This is a genomic window from Kribbella sp. NPDC051718 (assembly GCF_040681515.1).
GTDB lineage: Bacteria > Actinomycetota > Actinomycetes > Propionibacteriales > Kribbellaceae > Kribbella.
Genome location: NZ_JBFAYZ010000004.1, coordinates 604,144 through 623,502, shown reverse-complemented (window position 1 = coordinate 623,502; position 19,359 = coordinate 604,144). Strand labels below are relative to the sequence as shown.

The 19,359-nt window shown below is 67.4% G+C and carries 25 protein-coding genes; 14 read left to right on the top strand and 11 right to left on the bottom strand.

Annotated elements, in window-relative coordinates; genetic code table 11:
• Positions 1-104 precede the first annotated feature (104 nt).
• From AB0M15_RS18545 to AB0M15_RS18530, 4 genes are all read left to right on the top strand, one after another.
• Positions 105-1,748: a sugar ABC transporter substrate-binding protein gene (locus AB0M15_RS18545; protein WP_363819868.1), complete on the top strand. Its 1,644-nt coding sequence runs from the start codon at positions 105-107 to the stop codon at positions 1,746-1,748.
• A gap of 71 nt (positions 1,749-1,819) precedes the next feature.
• A complete protein-coding gene (locus AB0M15_RS18540; protein ID WP_363819866.1) occupies positions 1,820-2,701 on the top strand; it encodes an ABC transporter permease subunit in 882 nt (293 codons plus the stop codon).
• Complete coding sequence (locus AB0M15_RS18535) at positions 2,698-3,576, top strand: carbohydrate ABC transporter permease (protein WP_343969389.1); 879 nt, start codon at positions 2,698-2,700, stop codon at positions 3,574-3,576. The genes AB0M15_RS18540 and AB0M15_RS18535 overlap by 4 nt, the downstream gene beginning before the upstream one ends.
• Positions 3,577-3,589: 13 nt before the next feature.
• Positions 3,590-4,585, top strand: coding sequence for a LacI family DNA-binding transcriptional regulator (locus AB0M15_RS18530; protein WP_363819863.1), 996 nt, complete (start codon positions 3,590-3,592; stop codon positions 4,583-4,585).
• Here AB0M15_RS18530 and AB0M15_RS18525 read toward each other — a convergent pair.
• Entirely contained in the window at positions 4,582-5,097 is a 516-nt protein-coding gene (locus AB0M15_RS18525; RefSeq protein ID WP_363819861.1) for a methylated-DNA--[protein]-cysteine S-methyltransferase, read from the bottom strand. The two genes, AB0M15_RS18530 and AB0M15_RS18525, sit on opposite strands and share 4 nt — an antisense overlap.
• A complete protein-coding gene (locus tag AB0M15_RS18520) occupies positions 5,094-5,489 on the bottom strand; it encodes a DUF1622 domain-containing protein (RefSeq protein WP_363819859.1) in 396 nt (131 codons plus the stop codon). The genes AB0M15_RS18525 and AB0M15_RS18520 overlap by 4 nt, the downstream gene beginning before the upstream one ends.
• Before the next feature lie 49 nt (positions 5,490-5,538).
• Here AB0M15_RS18520 and AB0M15_RS18515 point away from each other — a divergent pair, with 49 nt between their 5' ends.
• The 4 genes from AB0M15_RS18515 to AB0M15_RS18500 all read left to right on the top strand — a co-directional run bounded on the left by AB0M15_RS18515 (position 5,539) and on the right by AB0M15_RS18500 (position 8,432).
• Positions 5,539-6,294 carry an aminoglycoside 3'-phosphotransferase gene (locus AB0M15_RS18515; protein WP_363819857.1) on the top strand — a complete coding sequence of 252 codons (756 nt, stop codon included), beginning with the start codon at positions 5,539-5,541 and terminating at the stop codon, positions 6,292-6,294.
• 233 nt (positions 6,295-6,527) lie between these two features.
• A complete protein-coding gene (locus AB0M15_RS18510) occupies positions 6,528-7,076 on the top strand; it encodes a molybdenum cofactor biosysynthesis protein (RefSeq protein ID WP_363819855.1) in 549 nt (182 codons plus the stop codon).
• Between the two features lie 46 nt (positions 7,077-7,122).
• Positions 7,123-7,683: a DJ-1/PfpI family protein gene (locus AB0M15_RS18505; protein WP_363819853.1), complete on the top strand. Its 561-nt coding sequence runs from the start codon at positions 7,123-7,125 to the stop codon at positions 7,681-7,683.
• A gap of 41 nt (positions 7,684-7,724) precedes the next feature.
• Entirely contained in the window at positions 7,725-8,432 is a 708-nt protein-coding gene (locus AB0M15_RS18500) for a class E sortase (RefSeq protein WP_363819850.1), read from the top strand.
• Between the two features lie 254 nt (positions 8,433-8,686).
• Here AB0M15_RS18500 and AB0M15_RS18495 read toward each other — a convergent pair whose 3' ends face one another.
• Positions 8,687-9,109, bottom strand: a complete 423-nt coding sequence (locus AB0M15_RS18495) for a hypothetical protein (RefSeq protein ID WP_363819848.1) — start codon at positions 9,107-9,109, stop codon at positions 8,687-8,689.
• 46 nt (positions 9,110-9,155) lie between these two features.
• Positions 9,156-9,887, bottom strand: coding sequence for a methyltransferase domain-containing protein (locus tag AB0M15_RS18490; protein ID WP_363819847.1), 732 nt, complete (start codon positions 9,885-9,887; stop codon positions 9,156-9,158).
• 96 nt (positions 9,888-9,983) lie between these two features.
• Between AB0M15_RS18490 and AB0M15_RS18485 the strand changes: the two genes are divergently transcribed.
• Positions 9,984-10,568: a GNAT family N-acetyltransferase gene (locus tag AB0M15_RS18485; RefSeq protein WP_363819845.1), complete on the top strand. Its 585-nt coding sequence runs from the start codon at positions 9,984-9,986 to the stop codon at positions 10,566-10,568.
• Complete coding sequence (locus tag AB0M15_RS18480) at positions 10,561-11,061, top strand: NUDIX hydrolase (RefSeq protein WP_363819842.1); 501 nt, start codon at positions 10,561-10,563, stop codon at positions 11,059-11,061. The genes AB0M15_RS18485 and AB0M15_RS18480 overlap by 8 nt, the downstream gene beginning before the upstream one ends.
• Here AB0M15_RS18480 and AB0M15_RS18475 read toward each other — a convergent pair.
• Both AB0M15_RS18475 and AB0M15_RS18470 read right to left on the bottom strand, forming a co-directional pair.
• Positions 11,058-11,636, bottom strand: a complete 579-nt coding sequence (locus AB0M15_RS18475) for a dihydrofolate reductase family protein (protein WP_363819840.1) — start codon at positions 11,634-11,636, stop codon at positions 11,058-11,060. The genes AB0M15_RS18480 and AB0M15_RS18475 overlap by 4 nt on opposite strands.
• 55 nt (positions 11,637-11,691) lie before the next feature.
• Positions 11,692-12,222, bottom strand: a complete 531-nt coding sequence (locus tag AB0M15_RS18470) for an AAA family ATPase (protein WP_363819838.1) — start codon at positions 12,220-12,222, stop codon at positions 11,692-11,694.
• A gap of 63 nt (positions 12,223-12,285) precedes the next feature.
• Here AB0M15_RS18470 and AB0M15_RS18465 point away from each other — a divergent pair, with 63 nt between their 5' ends.
• Complete coding sequence (locus AB0M15_RS18465; protein WP_363819835.1) at positions 12,286-13,077, top strand: class I SAM-dependent methyltransferase; 792 nt, start codon at positions 12,286-12,288, stop codon at positions 13,075-13,077.
• Here AB0M15_RS18465 and AB0M15_RS18460 read toward each other — a convergent pair.
• Together AB0M15_RS18460 and AB0M15_RS18455 are read right to left on the bottom strand one after the other, a co-directional pair.
• On the bottom strand, positions 13,074-13,475 hold the full coding sequence (locus AB0M15_RS18460) for a PPOX class F420-dependent oxidoreductase (RefSeq protein WP_363819833.1): 402 nt from the start codon (positions 13,473-13,475) through the stop codon (positions 13,074-13,076). The two genes, AB0M15_RS18465 and AB0M15_RS18460, sit on opposite strands and share 4 nt — an antisense overlap.
• Before the next feature lie 33 nt (positions 13,476-13,508).
• Positions 13,509-14,276, bottom strand: coding sequence for a glucose 1-dehydrogenase (locus AB0M15_RS18455; protein WP_363819831.1), 768 nt, complete (start codon positions 14,274-14,276; stop codon positions 13,509-13,511).
• A 187-nt stretch (positions 14,277-14,463) separates the two neighbouring features.
• On the opposite strand from AB0M15_RS18455, the gene AB0M15_RS18450 reads away from it, so the two are divergent.
• Entirely contained in the window at positions 14,464-14,796 is a 333-nt protein-coding gene (locus tag AB0M15_RS18450; RefSeq protein ID WP_363819828.1) for a hypothetical protein, read from the top strand.
• Positions 14,797-14,903: 107 nt separating this feature from the next.
• The gene (locus AB0M15_RS18445; RefSeq protein WP_363819826.1) at positions 14,904-16,187 is read left to right on the top strand and encodes a neutral zinc metallopeptidase; all 1,284 of its coding nucleotides are present in this window, start codon (positions 14,904-14,906) and stop codon (positions 16,185-16,187) included.
• Here the strand turns inward: AB0M15_RS18445 and AB0M15_RS18440 are convergent.
• Positions 16,180-16,635, bottom strand: a complete 456-nt coding sequence (locus AB0M15_RS18440) for a GNAT family N-acetyltransferase (RefSeq protein WP_363819823.1) — start codon at positions 16,633-16,635, stop codon at positions 16,180-16,182. The genes AB0M15_RS18445 and AB0M15_RS18440 overlap by 8 nt on opposite strands.
• Positions 16,636-16,790: 155 nt before the next feature.
• Between AB0M15_RS18440 and AB0M15_RS18435 the strand changes: the two genes are divergently transcribed.
• Positions 16,791-17,666, top strand: a complete 876-nt coding sequence (locus tag AB0M15_RS18435) for a hypothetical protein (RefSeq protein WP_363819821.1) — start codon at positions 16,791-16,793, stop codon at positions 17,664-17,666.
• 56 nt (positions 17,667-17,722) lie between these two features.
• Here AB0M15_RS18435 and AB0M15_RS18430 read toward each other — a convergent pair whose 3' ends face one another.
• Both AB0M15_RS18430 and AB0M15_RS18425 read right to left on the bottom strand, forming a co-directional pair.
• Positions 17,723-18,169, bottom strand: coding sequence for a hypothetical protein (locus AB0M15_RS18430; protein WP_363819819.1), 447 nt, complete (start codon positions 18,167-18,169; stop codon positions 17,723-17,725).
• Between the two features lie 174 nt (positions 18,170-18,343).
• Positions 18,344-19,348: a BadF/BadG/BcrA/BcrD ATPase family protein gene (locus tag AB0M15_RS18425; RefSeq protein ID WP_363819816.1), complete on the bottom strand. Its 1,005-nt coding sequence runs from the start codon at positions 19,346-19,348 to the stop codon at positions 18,344-18,346.
• Positions 19,349-19,359: the final 11 nt, after the last annotated feature.

Below are 19,359 nucleotides of genomic sequence, written 5' to 3'. Positions count from 1 at the left end.
GGAGGGCACGGGTGGGGTTTACGGTCCCGGTTAACGTTTAAGTGAGCGTTAGTGAGTGGTTTGTGCAGAGACAGATCATAAACGGGCAAAGGTGAGGCGGCGACATGGAGAGCAACTTCGGGCGGCGGCGGTTTCTCGGGCTGGGTAGTGCGGCGGTCGGTGTCGTGGTGCTCGGGCCGACGCTTGCGGGATGTGGTGATGGTGGATCGACGGGCGGCGGGGCGAAGGCGTCCGGGGATGTGAAGCTGCCGACGTACAAGGCGTTCGACGGGCTCCGGCCGGAGCTGCCGGGAGCGGAGTCGGGGCTCGAGCCGGGGTTCCTGCAGTTCCCGGAGAACGCGATCGCCAGCGTTCAGAGCCCGCCGCTCAAGTCGGCGGTGACGGCGCTGACCGAGACGTTCGCGACGCCGCCGCCTCCGATGGGCAGCAACCCGTTCTGGCAGGGGCTCAACCAGGCGCTCGGCGGCGAGCTCAAGCTGACCATCGGCACGGACCCGGGCTACCCGGAGAAGTTCGCCACCTTGCTGGCAGGCGATGACCTCCCCGACCTCATGTGGCTGCCACCGAACCAGGGCATCCCCAACGTCGGCCCGATGCTCGAGGCCAAGTTCCAGGACCTCACGAAGTACCTGGCCGGCGACGCCGTACTGGAGTATCCGAACCTCGCCGCCCTCAAGCCCGCCTCCTGGCGGACCGCAGTGGTCAACGGCAAGATCTGGGGCGCGCCGATCCCGTCCACCCCGTTCGGCCAGGTGATGATGGGCAACCCGAAGACCTGGGCGAAGGTCGGCGGCCTGCAGTGCAAGACTGCGGACGAGTTCTTCGCCAAGTGCAAGGAACTCACCAAGGGTACGAACTACGCGCTCGAGCCGGCGATCGTCAACATGCTGCACATGTTCGGCGAGTGGTTCGGCGCCCCGAACAGCTGGCGGGTCAACCAGGACCGCTCGCTGACCCACCTGTACGAGACCGACAACTACAAGGCCGCCGTCGAGTACGCCGCCAAGCTGTGGGCCGCCAAGGTCTTCTACCCCGACCTCAACCTCGCCGACGCGACGCCGAAGACCGTCAACGGCCAGATCGCGGCCCAGGTCGTCGTCGGACCGCGTGCGACCGCCGACTTCCGGGCGGCGGACCCGAGCTTGTTCGTCGACACGATGATCCCGTTCGGCCATGACGGCAAGGCCAAGCCGGTCTACGACATGGGCTACGGCACGGTCGGTTTCACCCCGTTCAAGAAGACCGACGAGGGCCGCATCCGCGAACTCCTTGCCCTGGTCAACTATCTCTCGGCGCCGTTCGGTACCAAGGAATACCTGCAGAAGAACTTCGGTACCGCGGGCCAGCAGTACACCCTCGACGCCAAGAAGAACCCGGTCCTCAACTCCGCCGGCAACCAGCAGGCCCCCGGCCTGGTCAGCGCGCTCCAGATCATGACCGCACCGGAAAGTGTCATCTTCAACCCGGCGTTCCCCGAGGACACCAAGAAGATCCACGCCACCGAGCAGAAGCTGCTCGAGTACGCGATGCGCAACCCGACCGCGGGCACCTACTCCGACACCAGCAGCAAGGTCGGTACCAAGCTCACCGCGGCCTTCCGCGACACCATCGTCGACATCGTCACCGGCCGGCAGAAGATGGACGCGTACGACGGGGCGCTGAAGCGCTGGAAGAGCGGCGGCGGCGACAAGATGCGTGGTGAGTTCGAAGCCGTGCTGCCCGCCGGCGTACCGGTGACACAGTCTTGAGCCGGCCCAAACGGCAGCGGCGCAGTCAGCCGGAGCTACCGTTCGGGGTCCGGCTCAGGCGGGACTGGCAGATGCTCGTGCTGATGGTGCCGGGAGTGCTGTTCCTCTTGGTGTTCTTCTACGTGCCGGTGCTCGGCAACGTGGTCGCGTTCCAGGACTTCCAGCCGTACCTCGGCATCATGCACAGCGAGTGGAACGGCATCCAGAACTTCATCAACCTGTACGACAACCCCGACTTCTGGGATGCGCTGCGCAACACGCTCATCCTGGCGGCGGTCCAGCTGGTGCTGTTCTTCCCGGTGCCGCTGGCGATGGCGTTGATCGTGGATTCCCTGGTCAGCAACAGGATCCGGCGCGCGTTCCAGACGATCGCGTACCTCCCGCACTTCCTGTCCTGGGTCCTGGTCATCACGCTGTTCCAGCAGTCGCTCGGCGGCGCCGGGTTCGTCAACAACCTGCTCCGGCAGGCCGGGTTCGACCCGATCCCGTTCATGACGAACCCGGACACCTTCCCGCTGCTCGTCGTCGGCCAGCTGATCTGGAAGGACGCCGGCTGGGCGATGATCATCTTCCTGGCGGCACTGTCAGCGGTGGACGTCTCCCTGTACGAGGCTGCCGCGGCGGATGGAGCGGGTCGCTGGCGACGGCTCTGGCACATCACGCTGCCGTCGATGCGTACCGTCATCGTGCTGCTGCTGATCCTGCGGATCGGCGACATCCTCAGCGTCGGGTTCGAGCAGTTCATCCTGCAACGCGACTCGGTCGGGCCGGGCGCTGCCGAAGTACTGGACACCTTCACGTACTACGCCGGCGTGGTCGGCGGCGACTGGAGCAGTGGTGCCGCGGCCGGGCTGGCCAAGGGCGTGATCGGCGCGCTGCTGTTGTGGGGTGCGAACACGATCGCGCACCGGCTCGGCGAGCCGGGCATCTTCCAGAAGCGGAGTGACGGATGAGACGGCCGATCTGGAAGGAGCGCCCGAGCCCGGCGTACCAGACCATCAAGGCGGTCGTGCTCGGTGGATTCGCGCTGGCGATCATCGTGCCGATCATGGTGGTGATCTCGACCTCGCTGGCCAGCGACCAGGACATCATCGAGGCCGGCGGCTACGTGTTGTGGCCGTCGCATCCGACCTTCAAGGCGTACGACACGCTGTTCAGCGGCGGATTGATGGCGCGGGCGATCGGGGTCAGCGTGTTCGTCACGGTGATCGGTACGGCGATCGCGCTGTTCACCACGATCGCGCTCGCCTACGCGACATCCCGGCCGGTACTGTTCGGCCGCCCGGTGTTGCTGCTGGTGCTGTTCACGTTGCTGTTCGCGCCGGGCATCATCCCGATGTTCCTGATCGTCAAGCAGCTCGGCCTGATCGACAGCCTCTGGTCGCTGATCCTGCCGGGCGCGCTGGGCGCCTTCAACTTCGTGGTGATGCGGACGTTCTTCATGAACGTGCCGGCCGAGATCCTGGAGAGCGCGCGGATCGACGGCGCGAGCGACTTCACCATCCTGCGCCGGATCGTGATGCCGTTGTCGAAGGCGGTGATCGCGGTGGTCGGGCTGTTCTACGCGGTCGGCTTCTGGAACGCCTTCTTCAACGCGCTGCTCTACATCAACGACACGTCCAAGTGGCCGGTCCAGGTGATCCTGCGGACGTACGTGCTGCAGGGCAAGTCGCTGTCGGCCGACCAGCTCGGGGTGACGCCGTTGCCGCAGCCGCAGTCCTTGCAGATGGCCGTCGTCGTGGTCGCGCTGGTGCCGATCGCGATGGTCTATCCGTTCCTGCAGCGGCACTTCAACAAGGGCGTCATCACCGGAGCGGTCAAAGGCTGAGAGAATCGCTCTCATGGCCACGGGGATGACCGACAAACCGACGCTGCGCACCGTTGCCGCCGCGGCGGGAGTTTCGATCGCCACGGTGTCCTACGTGCTTTCGGGGCACCCGCGCAGCCAGACGATCTCGGAGAACACCGCGGATCGGGTACGGGAGGCGGCCGCGCGGCTCGGGTACCGGCGTAATGACGCCGCTCGGGCGATCCGGACGGGGAAGTCGGATCTGGTGCTGCTCTCGCTGAGTGTGCTGGCCGATCCGTGGGCGCAGGCGGTCGCGGCGGATGTCAGCAACGCGGTGCAACCGCTGGGCAAGACGGCGCTCATCGTGGCCGACGGCGACTGGCGGACGGTACTCGCGAACCGGACGCCGGATGTCATCTTCATCGATCACGTCCGGGATGACCCGTCGCTGGTGGCCGATCTGGAGGCGTTCGCGGCACAGGGCGTGCAGATGGTGGTCTTCAGCGAGGTGCTCGAGCCGCGGGGGTTCGACGTCATCCGGTCGGGTGCCGAGCCGCGTTGTCATCTGGCCGTCGAGCATCTGCTGGAGCGGCATACGCGGATCGGCGCGTTGACGTCGAAGTTGGCCGGCTGGCCGCGGTACGACGCGTATCTGCGGACGATGGCGGCGGCCGGCGTACCGGTGCTGGATGAGTTGGTGGCGACGTACGAGCCGCATCCGGAGGGGGCTTATCGGGCGGCGATGTCGGTGCTGAATCGGCCCGACCGGCCGACGGCGCTTTACTGTACGACGGACTTCGCGGCGATCGCTGCGATCCGGGCGGCGCATCGGTTGCGTATCGACGTACCGGGAGATCTGGCGGTGATCGGGGTCGGGAACACGCCTGAGGGCGAGCATCTCGATCCGTCGCTGTCGACGGTCGGGCCGGTCGGGTTCAACGCTGCACTGTGCCGGATCATGGTCGCGCGCCTCACCGACCGCGAGGGCGCGGACGGCAAGGTGTTCGACTTCCCGTGGCAGTTGATCCCTCGGGAATCGACTGCTTAGAACAGCCTCGTCTCCTTGACGAGGGCGGGCTCTTCGAGGTCCAGCAGGAACTGCTTGCGCTTGAGGCCGCCGGCGTACCCGGTGAGCTTGCCGTCTTTCCCGACGACGCGGTGGCACGGGACGATGATCGAGAGCGGGTTGCTGCCGACGGCCTTCCCGACGAGTTGGGCGAGCTGTTTGTCGCCTAGTTGCTCGGCTAGTTCGCCGTACGTCGTGGTCTCGCCGCGCGGGATGTCGTCGAGCAGGGCCCAGACCTTCTGCTGGAAGGCGTCGCCGCCTCGGAGCTCTGTCTTGAGGTCGAAGTCGTCGCGCTCGCCGGCCAGGTACTGGGTCAGCTGGCGGGTCGCTTCCGTCAGTACCGGGTCTGTCGCCGCGTCGACCTCGTCGCCGAGGGTGGCGCGCTCGGGCTTCACCCAGTGGTGCGGGAAGTAGACCCCGGTGACTGCGTCGTCCGAGGCTACGAGGGTCAGGTCGCCGAGCTGGGTGCTGACGATGGCGTGCCGGTTGGTCATTTCTCCTCCAAGGGTTCCGGTGATGGAACGGTTGGGGACGTCGTCGTGTGAGGGGACTGCTGCCAGGGCCAGCGACCGCTGATCTCGACCTCCAGGGCGAAGCTCAGCACGGTCCGGATCACCACGATCAGGCCGAGCACGAGCACGCTCTGCACCGAGGCCTCGACGATGATCGTCCGGACGATGTCGCCGACGATCAGGATCTCCAGCCCGAGCAGGATCACCCGGCCGATGCTGACCCTCAGCCGCTCGTAGCTGCCGGAGCGGGTGCTGGCCGAGGCGGCCGCGTAGGCGTAGCGCAGCAGGACGGAGACCAGGCCGACGGTCATGATCACCACTCCGACGCCCTCGATCACCCGGGCGACGTCGGCGAACAGCTCCTCGAAGCTCATGGGTTCAGGACTACCAGAAACCGGTTGCGGCGCGTGTGAGGATGGCCGGATGAGCTTGTTCCCATCCTTGTTGCCCGGGGACGGCTGGGAGCCGGTCGGCGGTGGGGAGTCCGCGACCGAGGTCTACCGCCGAGGCAACATCTTCGCCAAGTGCTGCGATGTTTCCGGGGTGAAGGAGCTGGCCGCCGAGCGAGACCGCGTCGAATGGCTAGCCGGCACGTCGGTCCCCGGCGCCCAGCTACTCGACTGGATCGAGTGGACTGAAGGTGCTGCGTTGTTGACGTCGGCTGTGTCGGGGGTTGCGGCGGTTGAGTTGCCGTGGTCGGAGAAGTTGGTGTCGAGCTTTGCGGGTGCTCTGCGGGCGGTGCACTCGCTGCCGGTGGAGGACTGTCCTTTCCCGCGGCCGCTGAGCGAGGTGATTGCGGTGGCGGACGACGTCGTACACCGCGGCGCGGTGAACCCGGACTTCTTGCGAGACGACTGGCGGACGGTGGCACCTGAGGAGTTGCTCGCCCGGGTTCACGCCGCACAGGACGAGATGGCGGTCGATCTCGTCGTCTGCCACGGCGACGCCTGCCTCCCGAACTTCCTCTTCGACCCGGACACCCTCGAATGCACCGGTGTGATCGACGTCGGCCGCCTCGGAGTCGCCGACCGCTACACCGACCTGGCCCTGGTCCCAGCCCAACTCGACGACGTGTGGTCGGTCGACGCGTCCGGCTTCTTCGCGGCATACGGTCTGCCTGAGCCTGACGCCGCGCGGCTGGAGTTCTACCTCCTGCTGGATCCGCTCACCTGGGGCTGAGCCCGACCTCGGCCGCGAACCACTTCGACCGATCCTTCGGGTCGCCCACCTGGATCCCCTTGGCGATCGCCAGCACCAGTGGCAGACCGGCTGCGAGTTCGGCTGAGTTGGCGTGCAGCTCGACAGGAGGTAGCCGCCTCGGAGTGTCGGCCCGCCGCCTCTCTGAGCGTGGCGAGCGGGCCTGCTGGGGACTACCTCCTGTCGAGCGGGACAGCCTTGAGTAGCTTGGGTGCGTGGCTGATGCCTTCGCGGTGGAGATTGTCGGGTTGGTCGTGTCGTCGGTGCATGCCTATGTGGGGCGGCCGGAGGACGGGGCGCAGGGGGATCCGGAACCGGTGGCGCGGGGTGAGATCGAGGTGCGGGCCGGGTTGGGGATCGTGGGGGATCGGTACTTCAACCAGTCGGCACATCGTCGGGCGGCGGTGACGGTTTTCGACGCTGGGGTGCTGGACTCGCTGGCGGTTGAGCTCGGGCTGGATGAGGTGCCCGATCCGGTGCTGACCAGGCGGAACATCATCATCCGTGGGTTCCCGGTCGACCAGTTGGCGGTACGGCGTACGGAGGCTGGGGAGCGGGTGCCGGGGCTGGCCTTCAGTTTGGACAGTGGGTTGGGGGCGGTGCGGTTCCAGGCGCATCGGCCGGCTAATCCGTGTGCGTGGATGGATGTGATGGTTGCGCCGGGTGCGTTCAAGGGACTGCGCGGGCATGGTGGGGTGCGGTGCGAGCCGTTGGGGTCGGGGACGCTTCGGGTCGGGCCGGCCACCTTGATCATCGGGTCTTGACCATCGCGGGTGCCCGGCGGAGGCTGGCTGGGGAGGTGGTGTGGCGATGGCCAAAGTACTGATCATCACTGGAGACGCGGCGGAGACGCTGGAGGTCTTCTACCCCTATCAGCGGTTGCAGGAGGAGGGCTACGAGGTCCATCTGGCGGCGCCGGAGGCGAAGAAGCTGCAGTTCGTGGTGCATGACTTCGTGGACGGGTTCGACACTTATACCGAGAAGCTGGGGCATACGTGGCAGGCCGACGTGGCGTTCAGGGATGTGAATCCTGAGGACTACGTCGCGTTGGTGATTCCTGGCGGGCGGGCGCCGGAGTACATCCGCAACGATGAGGACTGTCAGCGGATCGTGCAGCACTTCTACGGCGAGGACAAGCCGGTCGCGCAGTTGTGTCATGGACCGCTTGTCGCTGCGGCGGCCGGGGTGCTGAAGGGTCGCAAGACGTCGGCGTACCCGGCGCTGGCGCCCGATGTACGAGCCGGCGGCGGCGAATGGGTCGATGGCGACGCGGTCGTCGACGGCAATGTGGTGAGCGGGCGCGCGTGGCCGGATCATCCTGGCTGGATGCGGGCCTTCATGGCGGTGCTGAAGGAGAAGGCGCCGGTCTAGGTTTTCGGCCGGCTTTCGGTACTGCGGGTTACGGTCCGACGATGGTCGGACGATGGGCGGTTGCGGTGTTGGTAGCGGCCGCCCTGGTGGGGTGCGCCGACACAGCACCCCGTACTACGGAATCGCCGCCGACTGTCACTCCGTCCGAGCCGAAGAGCTCCATCCCCGAGGGCCCGACGTCCCCCTCCGCCAAGCCCTCGACCCCAGCTCCTAGCTCCGTGCCCCCTCCTGCGAAGCCCGCCGCAAACGTGACCCTCGCGATCCCCTCGATCGGAGTGCGCGCATTGCGGGTGATCACCTACCGAGGCACCGCCGACGACAAGCCCGGCACCCTCATCCAGGACCGCGGCCTCTTCGCCTCACCAAGCGGCCCCGCAGGCGGCGTCGGCCCCGGCGAAGTCGGCAACTTCATCGTCACCGGCCACCGAACCGCCCACGGCAAACCCCTGGCCCGCCTACCAGAACTGAAAACCGGCGCCCACATCCTGGTAACCGCCGACGGCACCACCTACGACTACGTAGTCACCCGAACGATGACGATCTCGTTCCGCAAACCAGCCGAGAAGGCCCAGCAAAACGCCCCCGTCCCAGGCCGCCCCGGCGTCACCCCGACCCACCCCATGCTCACCATCTCCACCTGCGCCACCCCCGAAGACCACGCGGCCGGCAACTACTGGCACGACGCCCTCAACAACCCAGAACACCGAATCAACAAGATCGCCACCCTCACCACCACCCACGCATCCTGACAACATCACCCGCCACGGCAACCTCCCCAGACCACCTGGCGCCCCGACCACAACCCGGGCTAGCCCGACCAATGTCCAGCCGATGAAGAGCCCTTGGCCAGCTCGTCCAGACGAGCCTCCGCAAGACAGCGTGTCTGCGTGGCACCCGCAGTTGGCTGCGGACGCAGGCCACCTCGCCATCACCTGTCCGCGACAGCCCGGCCGATCGCGACGGTGGGGTCTGCTTCGCCATCGCGTGTCGGCGGTGGGGAGTACTAGCTGCGGCCGAATTTCCACCACTTCGGTTTGTTGGCTTTGAGTTCTTCTTCGGTGAGGGGTGGTGGGACGGGTGGGCGGGACTCCTCGGTGAGGAAGTTGCCGGATTCGGTGTCGTACGCCGTCACGCCGAGCTTGCTGCTGATCTCCATCACGAGTGGGATGGAGCGGGGGCCGTCGTTGAGGTAGAAGGTGATGTCGCGGACCTCGACGCTCTTGCCGATCGACATCTCGACGTCGTAGTCGTCGCTCTTCAGTACCAGCCAGGAGCGGTTGCTCGCGTCGACGCCGGGCGCCAGTTCGCGGACCTGGTCCAGTACCGACTCCGTGGTACCGACCGACGGTGGTGCGTAGCCGTCCGGAATGTCGTCGAGACGGCGGACGCCGCCTGGTCCTCGCATCGCGTAGATAGCCCAGCTCATACCAACAGCATTGCTCAGTACCGGTCGAACACGAAACCCGGGGCCGTCAGCGGGGTTTACGCGCAGTGACGAGAGCGAAGCCGAGGTACTCGCCCTGGTCGGCGTGGAGCATCTCCAGGTGGCCCTCGGTGGTACCGGTGTGCTCAGCGATGGCTTCGGCCCAAGCGAGCCAGTCGCGCCAGCCGGACTCCTGCATCCTGGCGGAGACGTCCTCGACGAGCTCGGTGATCTCCCACTGGAAGCGCCACCAGTCGGCGGTGTGCCAGGCGAGCGCCTCCCAGCCGACGAGCTTCTTGATGTGAGCGGGGATCTGGCCGAGGTCGCGGATCTCGCGGGTCATCGCGGGAGTGGCGACGCCCAGTTGGCCGCCGGGTTTGAGGAAGGTGGTGAGGTACGCGAGGTAGCCGTCGGCGGTACCGAAGTACTCGTAGGCATCGATGCAGACGATCGCGTCGAAGAACTCGCGGGCGAAGGGGAGCGCGTGTGCCTCGGCCTTGAGCGCGGTGACCTCGACGCCCTGGGCGGTGAAGTTGGCGGCGGCGTCGGTCGGGTCGATCCAGAGATCGGCGGCCCAGACCTGTACGCCGTACTCCCTGGCGAGGAAGACCGAGGTCGCGCCCTTGCCGGAGCCGAGGTCGAGGACCTTCATCCCCGGTCGCAGGTCGAGGTCGAGGGCTTCGAGCAGCCAGAGCGGGTTGGGGCCCATGTCGCAGTCGAGAAGCCAGGCGGCGTCGTACTTCGAGGAGCGCGGGTACTCGGGGCGTCGCAGATCGACCATGTGGTCAGCCAACCGAATTCGGGGGAGTCGGCGCAACAGGATTGCGAATTGTCGGTGCTGGCAGGCAGAGTGCTGGCACGCGGAGGAGGTGGCTGGATGCAGGTGCGGGCGATCGACGAGGACGGGCTGCGACAGGTCGAGCGCTGGCTGGCGGCGGACCCCGTCGGGGGCGCGATCTTCGGCGGTTTCTACGGTCACGCCGTGGACCGCTGGGCGCCGTTGCTGCAGGCACCGAGCCGGCACGGCTGGATCACCTTCGACGAGACCGGCCCGATCGGTTTCATCGACCTCGAGGTCCTCGACGACGAAGCAGAGATCACGTACTACGTGAGCCCAGCGCACCGGGGTCGAGGCCTCGGCCGCCAAACCCTGACCCAAGTCGTCCAGCTGGCCGCCGGTGTCGGCGCTCGCCAGATCCACGCCTCCGTGGACCCGACCAACGAGCCCGGCCTAGCCACCCTCCGCTCCGCAGCCTTCACCGACCTCGGCACCAACGAATTCAGCGAAGCCGAATTCGCCCTGACCCTCCCCAACCCCACGGAGACAGGTCCGGCCGCCAACCCAACGGAGGCGGCTTCGCGCCCCGATCCCGCGGGGACGGCTCCGCCGGTCGATCCAACGGGCTCGGCTTCGCGCGTCGACCCTGCGACGTCGGTCGAGCCGGAGTCCGCGGGTGACTGATTACGCGGGGGTGTTGGCGGTTCGGGAGGGGCGGGTGGTGTTGGTTCGGGAGCGGTATGAGGAGTGGGAGGACGAGCAGTGGTCCTTGCCGAGTGGGGCTGTCGAGCCGGGTGAGACGCCGGCTGAGGCGGCGGTTCGGGAGTTGCTGGAGGAGACGGGGTTGCGGGTTCGGGTCGATCAGTTGAGTTTGGTCGCCGAGGTGGTGGTGGAGAGCAGGGACGGGGCAGCTCGTAGTACGGCGTACGACTATCGTGCCGAGGTGCCGGACGGCGACTTCGCGATCGACGATCCGGACAGCTCCGTGCAGGAAGCTCGCTGGTTCCTGCCGGCGGAGGCGATCCCGTTGGTCGGCGCCGTCCCCTATCCACCGCTCAGCCAACCGGTCGCGGCCCACCTCGAAGGGGCGGGCCCCACGCGCTGGACCTTCACCTACGACGACGCGGCCGTCGCTTTCCTCGACCGCGTCTACGAGGTCACCAGGTCGGCGCTCTAGTTGTGCAAGGTGGGCTGGTAGATCAGCTCTTGGAGGTTGCCGTCCAGGGTGCGGCTTTCGAGGAGCGCGAGGTCGAAGTCGGGTACGCCGTCGAAGATGCGGGTTGCTCCGGTCTTGCCTGTGATCACGGGGATGACGGTGACCTGGATGCGGTCCACCAGGCCGGCGGCTAGTAGGGCGCGGTTCAGGGCCACGCTGCCGTGTGAGCGCAGGGGCACGTCGGATTCCTGCTTGAGGCGGGTGATCACCTCGACGGCACCACCGGTGGCGATGGTCGCGTCCGGCCAGTCGACGGGGCCTTCGAGGGTGTTCGAGACGACGGTGGCCGGCAGGTTCCTCAGCTGGGTGATCCAGGAGCCGGCTTCCTCGAACGCCCCGGGGAACGCCGCCGCCATCTCCAGGTTGTCCCGGAAGGTCGCCGCGCCGAAGACCAGCCGCTGCTCCTCGGAGTACTGAGCGAAGCGGTGCTCGAGAAACTCGGGCCCTTGCTTGCCCCAGTAACCACCCCAGTCGCCGGTGTGGTTGCCATAACCGTCGAGGGTGGAGAAGACGTCGAAGGTGTAGATCGCGCTCATGCTGCTCTCCTCGAGCTCAGGTGGCCCACCCCCTCCGGGCGGCCTCTCACAGCTTCTACGAAGACCCGGTCACCGATCCGACAAACCTTTTGTCGAGATATCGCAGGATCCGCTCCAGCGAAGTACCGGTGGGCTCCGTCGAGGTGTCGATCAGCAGCTCGTAGGCGATGCTGTTGACAGCCTCGTACGTCGCGACGTCCGGCTCGAGAAATCCGTTGTACCGGTCGGTGCGCCCGGCCTCGCGCCGACGGATCTCGACCAGCGGGCAGGTGATGCCGACCATCGTCACGTCGAAGGAGCCGAACAGTTCGGCGTACCGCGGTAGATCCGCCGGCAGGATCAGCGACTCGGCGACGACGTCGAGGCCGTGTGCTGCCACGTCGCGGAGGCAGGCGACGTACGTGTCGACGACGCGCTCGAAGAGGCCGGGGACGCGGCCGTGGATCCAGAACTCCGGCCGGATCGAGCCGCGGAAATCGTCCAGCGACTGGTAGAAGACCGGGCCGGGCAGGGCTGCGTGGAGGGCCCGCGCGAGGGTTGTCTTGCCGGTCGAGGGAGCGCCGTTCAGGAAGACGATGCGGCTCATCGGGGCAGGATACGGCGCGGGAAATGAGGTGTGCTGGGGATTTGTGGGTCGGATGATGGGGTGATGGTTGAACTGGATCCGTTGATCAGGGCGTTCTATGCGGAGCGGTACGTCGAGGACGACAGGCTGGTGCGGTCGGGCCATGGGCAGCTGGAGTTCTTGCGGACGCAGGAGTTGGTACGTCGGTACCTGCCGGGGCCTGGGGCAACGGTTCTGGATGTGGGTGGCGCGACCGGTGTGCACGCGCGGTGGCTGGCGGCCGATGGGTATGCGGTGACGTTGGTGGATCCGGTGGCGGAGCATGTTGCGACGGCGCTGGCGATCGGGACGTTCGAGGCGATGGTCGGCGACGCGCGCAAGCTGGAGCAGGCTGATGACAGCGTCGACGTGACCTTGCTGTTCGGGCCGCTGTATCACCTGGTCGAGGCGGCGGATCGGGCGCAGGCGCTGGCCGAGGCGCGACGGGTGACCAGACCGGGTGGGCTGGTGGTTGCCGCAGGCATCAGTCGGTACGCCGGCCTGCTCGAGTACGGCACCAAGGGGATGCTGAGCGAGGACAACCTCTCCGAGTTCGAGGTCGCGCTCGGCACCGGGCGCAACTACGACGACCCGGAGGGATTCACCAACGCGTACTTCCATCACGCCGACGAGCTTCGCGTTGAATTCGAGCAGGCCGGCTTCGGCGGGATCGAAGTACTGGGTGTGGAAGGACCGGCCGCGGCGACCCTCGAGCACGCTCCAGCTGACGACGTACCGAGCCTGCTCCCGTCAGCGATCCAACTGGCGCGACTCGTCGAGAACGACGCCAACGTGATGTCCGCCAGCTTCCATTTCCTGGCCTTCGGAAGGGCTTAGGCGGCCGGCCCGGTGAGCCTGTGCGGCGTGATCCGGATGACGGTGCGGACGACCTCGGGCGGCAATGCGACGTACTCCTTACCGGCGCCCTCACCCGCATAGTGCTCGGCCAGCCGTTGCGCCACCGCCCGGCCGGTATCCTCCGTCACCACCGCGGTGCCCCGGATCTCGACGTACTCGTCCGGATCGTCCTTCGCGATCACCAGCAGACTCGCCCTGGGATCCCGCCGCAGATTGCTGTCCTTCCGCCGCCCGGCCTGGGTGGAGATCACCACGTCATCCCCGTCCAACCCGACCCACACCACCGACGTCTGTGGACTCCCGTCCGCATTGACCGTCGCCAGCACAGCCGGATTGGCCCCGTTCAGCAACTTCCGCGCAGCATCACTGAATCCCATGCCCCGGACCTTAAAGCACCCCACAGACAACCCTCAGTAGACCGAGTACCCACCGTCGATCAGAAGTACTGAGCCGGTCATGAAAGAGGAGGCGGGGGAGGCGAGGTAGACGACGGAGGGGGCGATTTCGGCGGGGGTGGCGTAGCGCTGGAGAGGGGCGTCGAGGATCCAGTTCTGCTGGAACTCGGGCCGGTCGACCGGCGCCATGTCGGTTTTGACGTAGCCGGGGGCGATCGCGTTGACGCGGATGTTGTGCGGGGCCCACTCGGCGGCGAGGCTGCGGGTGAGGTGGTGGACGGCAGCCTTGGAGGCGTTGTACGACGCCTGGTGCTGCGGCCGGTTGACGATCTGCGCGGACATGCTGCCCACGTTGACGATCACCCCGCCACCGGCGGCGATCATGCCGCGCGCGACGGCAGTACTGGTGTTCCACAGCGCAGTCACGTTGAGGTCGAGCACCTGCTGCCACTCGTCGTCGGGGACCTCCAGGGCCGGCCGGTGGATCGCGATGCCGGCGTTGTTCACCAGTACGTCGATCCCGCCGAGCTCCTCCGTCACCTCCGCGACCATCTGCGTCACGTCGGCCCGTACGGTGATATCAGCCTGTACTGCGAACCCGCGCCGCCCGACCGCCTCGAGCTCCGCAACCACCGCCGCGTTCCGCTCGGCGTCGCGCGCGGCGATCGCCACGTCGGCACCCGCCTCGGCCAGCGCCAGCGCGAAGGCCCGCCCGAGCCCGCGATTGCCGCCGGTCACCAGCGCCCGCTTGCCGTTCAACGCGAAACTCTCCAGCACGCTCATTCAGTACTCCTACCAGTACGCAGAGTCATCTCAGGTCGCGAAGCGATGTCAATAGCTGCAATCCAGTACAGCGAAGGACCGTCCGGCACGTAGCAACGTGCCGCGATTCGAGCCGGGGGTGGATCTCGGACCGCCACCGAGACGATGGGTCCGGCACACGTCCAGGACCGGGGAGAAGCGGGGAAGCATGGCCGAGGAGTCGGGCCCCAAGCCCGGACATTTCCTGCCGCAGGGCGATCAGCCGGCGAGCACTTCGACGTACCGGCGACCGCCTGTACCGGCGTACGGCGACCCCTCCGAGCCGCTCGCGCCGCCCACCCGGCCGCTGCTGACCGGCTCCCGCCTCGGCCCGCCACCACCCGGCGACCGCGCGGCCGCCGCCTTCAAGGCCCGCTACAACCCCGACCCGATCGCCTACGAGCCACGCAAGCGCTCCAAGACCCTGATCGCCGCCATCGTCGCCGGTGCCGTGATCCTGATCGCCGGTGGCGCCTTCGCGGCGACCGTGGTGTTGTCCTGATGGGTCGGCTCGCGGAGGGGCTTTGCGGGGCCGGTTGGGCGCCCTGCAACACTTTCGTTGCAGCGGCGGGTGGAGCCAGCTGATCACCGACGGACTGGGGTAGATGGATGGCGGACGACGAGCGGGTGCCCGAGCCGGGTCATTTCCTGCCCGGTAGCGACGTGCCTGCGGGTGCGGCTTCGCCGGTTGCTCCGACGTCCAAGCCCGGTCTCGGCCTCGGTCTCGGGGAGGCTCGGCCGATCAGCGTTTCGCAGGAGCCGGCCCGGAAGAAGGCGGCTCCGCTGCCGGACGACCCGGAGTACCAGGGGTTCTACAGCGGGCCGCCGGCCGCGCCGCTGCCGGATGCGCCGACGGGGCCGTTGGGTGGGACCCGGCAGTTCGGACGGGTCCGGTACGCCGGGTGGAAGGCGAGGACTCCCCGCACGGGCGTACAACAGTTTTCGACCCATTCGCCGTACCGGAAGCCGGCCCGGCAGTTCTCCCAGCGCTTCGTGGGCCTGATCTCCGCCCTGGCGTTGGTCATCGTGGCCGGCGGCACCATCGCGGCGTACGCCAAGATCGACAGCTTCGGCAACGAGGTCACCAACCCGCTGGCCGACCCCTCCATCAAGCCCTCCGAAGGCCCCCAGTCGGTCGCCCCCAACCCAACCGTCACGGTGACCATCCCAGCGGTCCCGGACGAGGTCCGCCTGCAGAAGAACAAGCTCTACACGGTCGGCAAGCTGCGCAGCGTCAACTGCGCGCTCCCGAAGGTGAAGCCGAACAGCAAGGCCAACGTCCTGCGGTTCTACCAGGCGATGATGCCGTGCCTGGCGCAGACCTGGGAGGACCTGGTGCTTGAGGCCGACTACCCGTTCCGCCAGCCCAAGTTGGCGCTCGTCGTCAAAGGCACGACCCCTGCCTGCGGGGGTGACCTGCCGGACACCTCCTTCTACTGCCCCAACGACGAGACCATCTACATGCGCTGGGAGGACGAGGTGAAGTTCTACAAGCGGAATCCCAACGCCGTCGTGGACCTCGTCAGGACTGTCGCGCACGAGTACGGCCACCACGTGCAGCAGCTGACCAACATCATGATCTCCTCGCAGTCGCAGGAGGGCTTCGCGAAGAGCAAGGCGGCGGAGCTCGAGTGGAGCAGGCGCCTGGAGCTACAGGCCAGCTGCCTGGGCTCGAACTTCATCAGCGCCAACCAGAAATCCCTCGGCCTGGTCGGCGAGAAGATGGAGTTCTGGAAGATCCTCTCGAAGAACATCGGCGACGAGCTGACGAAGAAGAAGATCCGCGACCACGGCTCCAGCAAGAACTACCGCTTCTGGTCCGACCAGGGCTTCAAGACCGCCAACCCGGCCTCCTGCAACACCTACACCGCGCCGCCCGCCAAGGTCAGTTGAGTTGGAGTTTGAAGCCTTCGTGGGTTTGGGCGAAGCCCAGTTGGTGGTAGAAGCGGTGGGCGTCGACGCGGGCCTTGTCGGACGTCAGCTGGAGGATGCTGCAGCCCCGGGCGCGGGCCTCTTCGATGGACCACTGCATGAGAGTGGTGCCCAGGCCGGTGCCGCGGGCTGAGGAGGCTACCCGGACGGCTTCCACCAGGGCTCGGGTGGCGCCCTGGCGGGAGAGGCCGGGGACGAAGGTCAGCTGGAGGGTGCCGATCAGCTCGCCGTTGCGCTCGGCAACGACCAGGAACTGGTTCGGGTCGGCGTCGATCGCGGCGAAGGCGGCCTGGTACGGCGCCAGGTCGGCGGGGTTCTCCCGGCCGGCGCCGATCTCGTCGTCGGCGAGCATCGCGACGATGCCGGGTACGTCGCCGGCGGTGGCACGGCGGATCACGACAGCGGTCATTTGCCTTATGCAATCACATTACTTTAGGTGAGCACCGTTTACTCCCGGTTGCACCGGGCACGGGTGGGCAGACACCAACTGCAACCCGCCCGTAGCCGGAGTCGCGCGGGAACGGGTGCGTGGCGGCGGTACGGGCCAGTCCGGAAGGAACGCCGATGTCAGCACTGGCCATCGACTTCACCCAACCTTTTGAAGATGCCTTCAGCAAGCTTCTCGGGTTCATCCCCAACCTGCTGGGCGGCATCGTCATCCTGGTGATCGGCTACTTCGTCGCCAAGGTGCTCGGCAAGCTGGTCGGCACCCTGCTCGGCAGGGTCGGCTTCGACCAATGGATGGAACGAGCCGGGGTGTCCGGCGTCCTGCAGCGGTCGGGTACGGGGCTGACCGCGTCGACGATGCTCGGCAAGGTCGTGTTCTGGTTCGTGTTCCTGATCAGCTTCACGATGTTCGCGTCCGCGCTCGGCGTACCGGAGATCTCGAACTTCATGTCCGACATGCTCGGCTACATCCCGCGGATCTTCGCGGCGATCGTGATCGTCTGCCTGGCGGCGCTGTTCGCGAACTTCCTCGCCGCGGTGATCCGCGGCGCGACCGGCAACGAGACGCTCGCGAAGGTCGGCCGGTACGCCGTACTGGTGTACGCCGCGTTCGCCGCGCTGACCCAGCTGGGCATCGCCGTCCAGCTGACCGGCAACACGCTGCTGATCGTGCTGGGTGGTGCCGCGCTGGCACTCGGCCTCGCTTTCGGCCTCGGGGGCCGCGAGATGGCCGGCGAAGCGCTGCGCACCCTGTTCGACCGCAGCACCATGAACCGCACCGCCGGTACTGCCGGCTCGAACGGCATGGCCAGCAACGGAACGGCCAGCGGCAACGGGATGACCGGCGGCAACGGAACGGCAGGCGGCAATGCTGCTGGCGGGCAGGCCGGCTACCCCACCCAGGAACCCGCTCACCACGGCGCTCCGCAGTCCAACGGCAACTGGCCGGGCAGCGACAACGGCTGGAGCACGGAGCCGCCGCGACACAGCTGACCGAAGTACCGGACTAGGTGGGTGTGATCGGATCGGATCACACCCACCTGTCTGTTCTAGTCCTCTGCAGCGTCCGGTCCGGCGCGGCGGACGTCCTCCACCTTGGCCATCGCCTCGCGGAGGTCACCCAGCCAGCTCTCGCTGTGCTGAGCGACGAGCTTCACGCACCACCCCAGCGCATCGCTGCGAGACCGCGCGACACCGGCGTCGACGAGCGTGTCCAGCACCTGCCGCTCCGGCTGCCGCAGCCGAGTCATCACCGGCGCCGACAGTGAGGTGAACACGGTCCGCGTCTCCCCGGCCCGCACCCCCCATGCGACCTTCCGCCGGGTAGCGTGCTCCAGCTCCCGCGCGATCTCGATCCGCTTCTCCCGGGTGTCCTCCCGGAACTGCTTGATCCGCCCTTCCTCAGCCGCCGACCGCTCGGCTGCACTGACCCCGTCACCCTGCTCAGGCGCCGCGATCCTCCCGACCACGAGAATCTCGTCGCGATCGATACTCACCTCAGGCTCACCCTCGAACCACCCCGCCGGAAGCCGGCCGGTAAGCCAGCCCCTGACGCGCTCACCCTCTGACTGTGTACTCATGTAATCATGATTACACGCCACACAAGGCAAAAAACAACAGGCAGTTCGGTCCGGTAACGGGGTCCGGGCCGAACTACCTGTTGTGGGCGCCTACGCAGCAGGGGATGTTGCGTAGGCGGATCTGAGGGTTAGGTGGGCTGCGGGGGCCGCGCCTGTGTGGTCCAGGCCTAGGAGGGCGGCTCCGACTACCGGGGGGACGTCTACTACTCGGGCTACTGCTTTGGGGGCGGCTGCGGAGAGTAGGCGGACCACTGTTTCCATCAACAGCGGGTGGCCGGCTGTTAGGACGCCGCCGCCTAGGACCACGTCGGTGGGCTCGTCGAGGAGGTCTAGGCGGCGCATGGCTACTACTGCCATCGAGACGACCTCTTCGGCCTGGTGCTGGACGATGGCTCGGGCTATGGCGTCTCCGGACGCCGCCACCTGGAAGAGGAGAGGAGTCGCTTCCAGGCGGCGGGAGACCGGGATGTCGCCCAGGTGGAGGGCCTCGATCAGTAGGGGCATCGAGGCGACGCCGTAGTGGGCGGGGAGAGCCGTCGTCAGTGAGGTGGCCGGGCCTCGGCCGTCTTCGGCTCGGGCGGCTGCCCAGAAGGCTTCGTCGGCTAGTTGCTGGCCGCCGCCCCAGTCGCCAGAGATCTTGCCTACGGCTGCGAAGCGGGCGGTACGGCCGTCAGGCAGCAGTCCGGCGCAGTTGATGCCGGCCCCGCAGACGACTGCGACACCGCGCGGCTCGTCCACACCGGCCCGCAGCAGGGCGAAGGTGTCGTTGGCGACGTGTACCGACGTCGCCCAGCCGAACGACTCGAACGCCTCGGCGAGACGTTCCTCCTCGATCGGCAGGTCCGCGTTCGCCAGGCACGCGGAGATCTGCTGGACCAGCGGTACCTCACCGACCGCCAGCCCGGCCTTGGCAGCCGCGGCGGCGACCAGCGGGGCCAGGCCCTCCACGGCGGCGTAGGCCCCGACGATGTGCGGCTCGAAGCCGCCGCCGCGCGCAGTACCGAGGACTGTGCCGTCCGCGGACACCAGCGCTACGTCGGTCTTGCTATTGCCCGCGTCGAAGGCCAGTACGCCGCCAGGCACCAGCGGTCTCATCAGGCGAACCC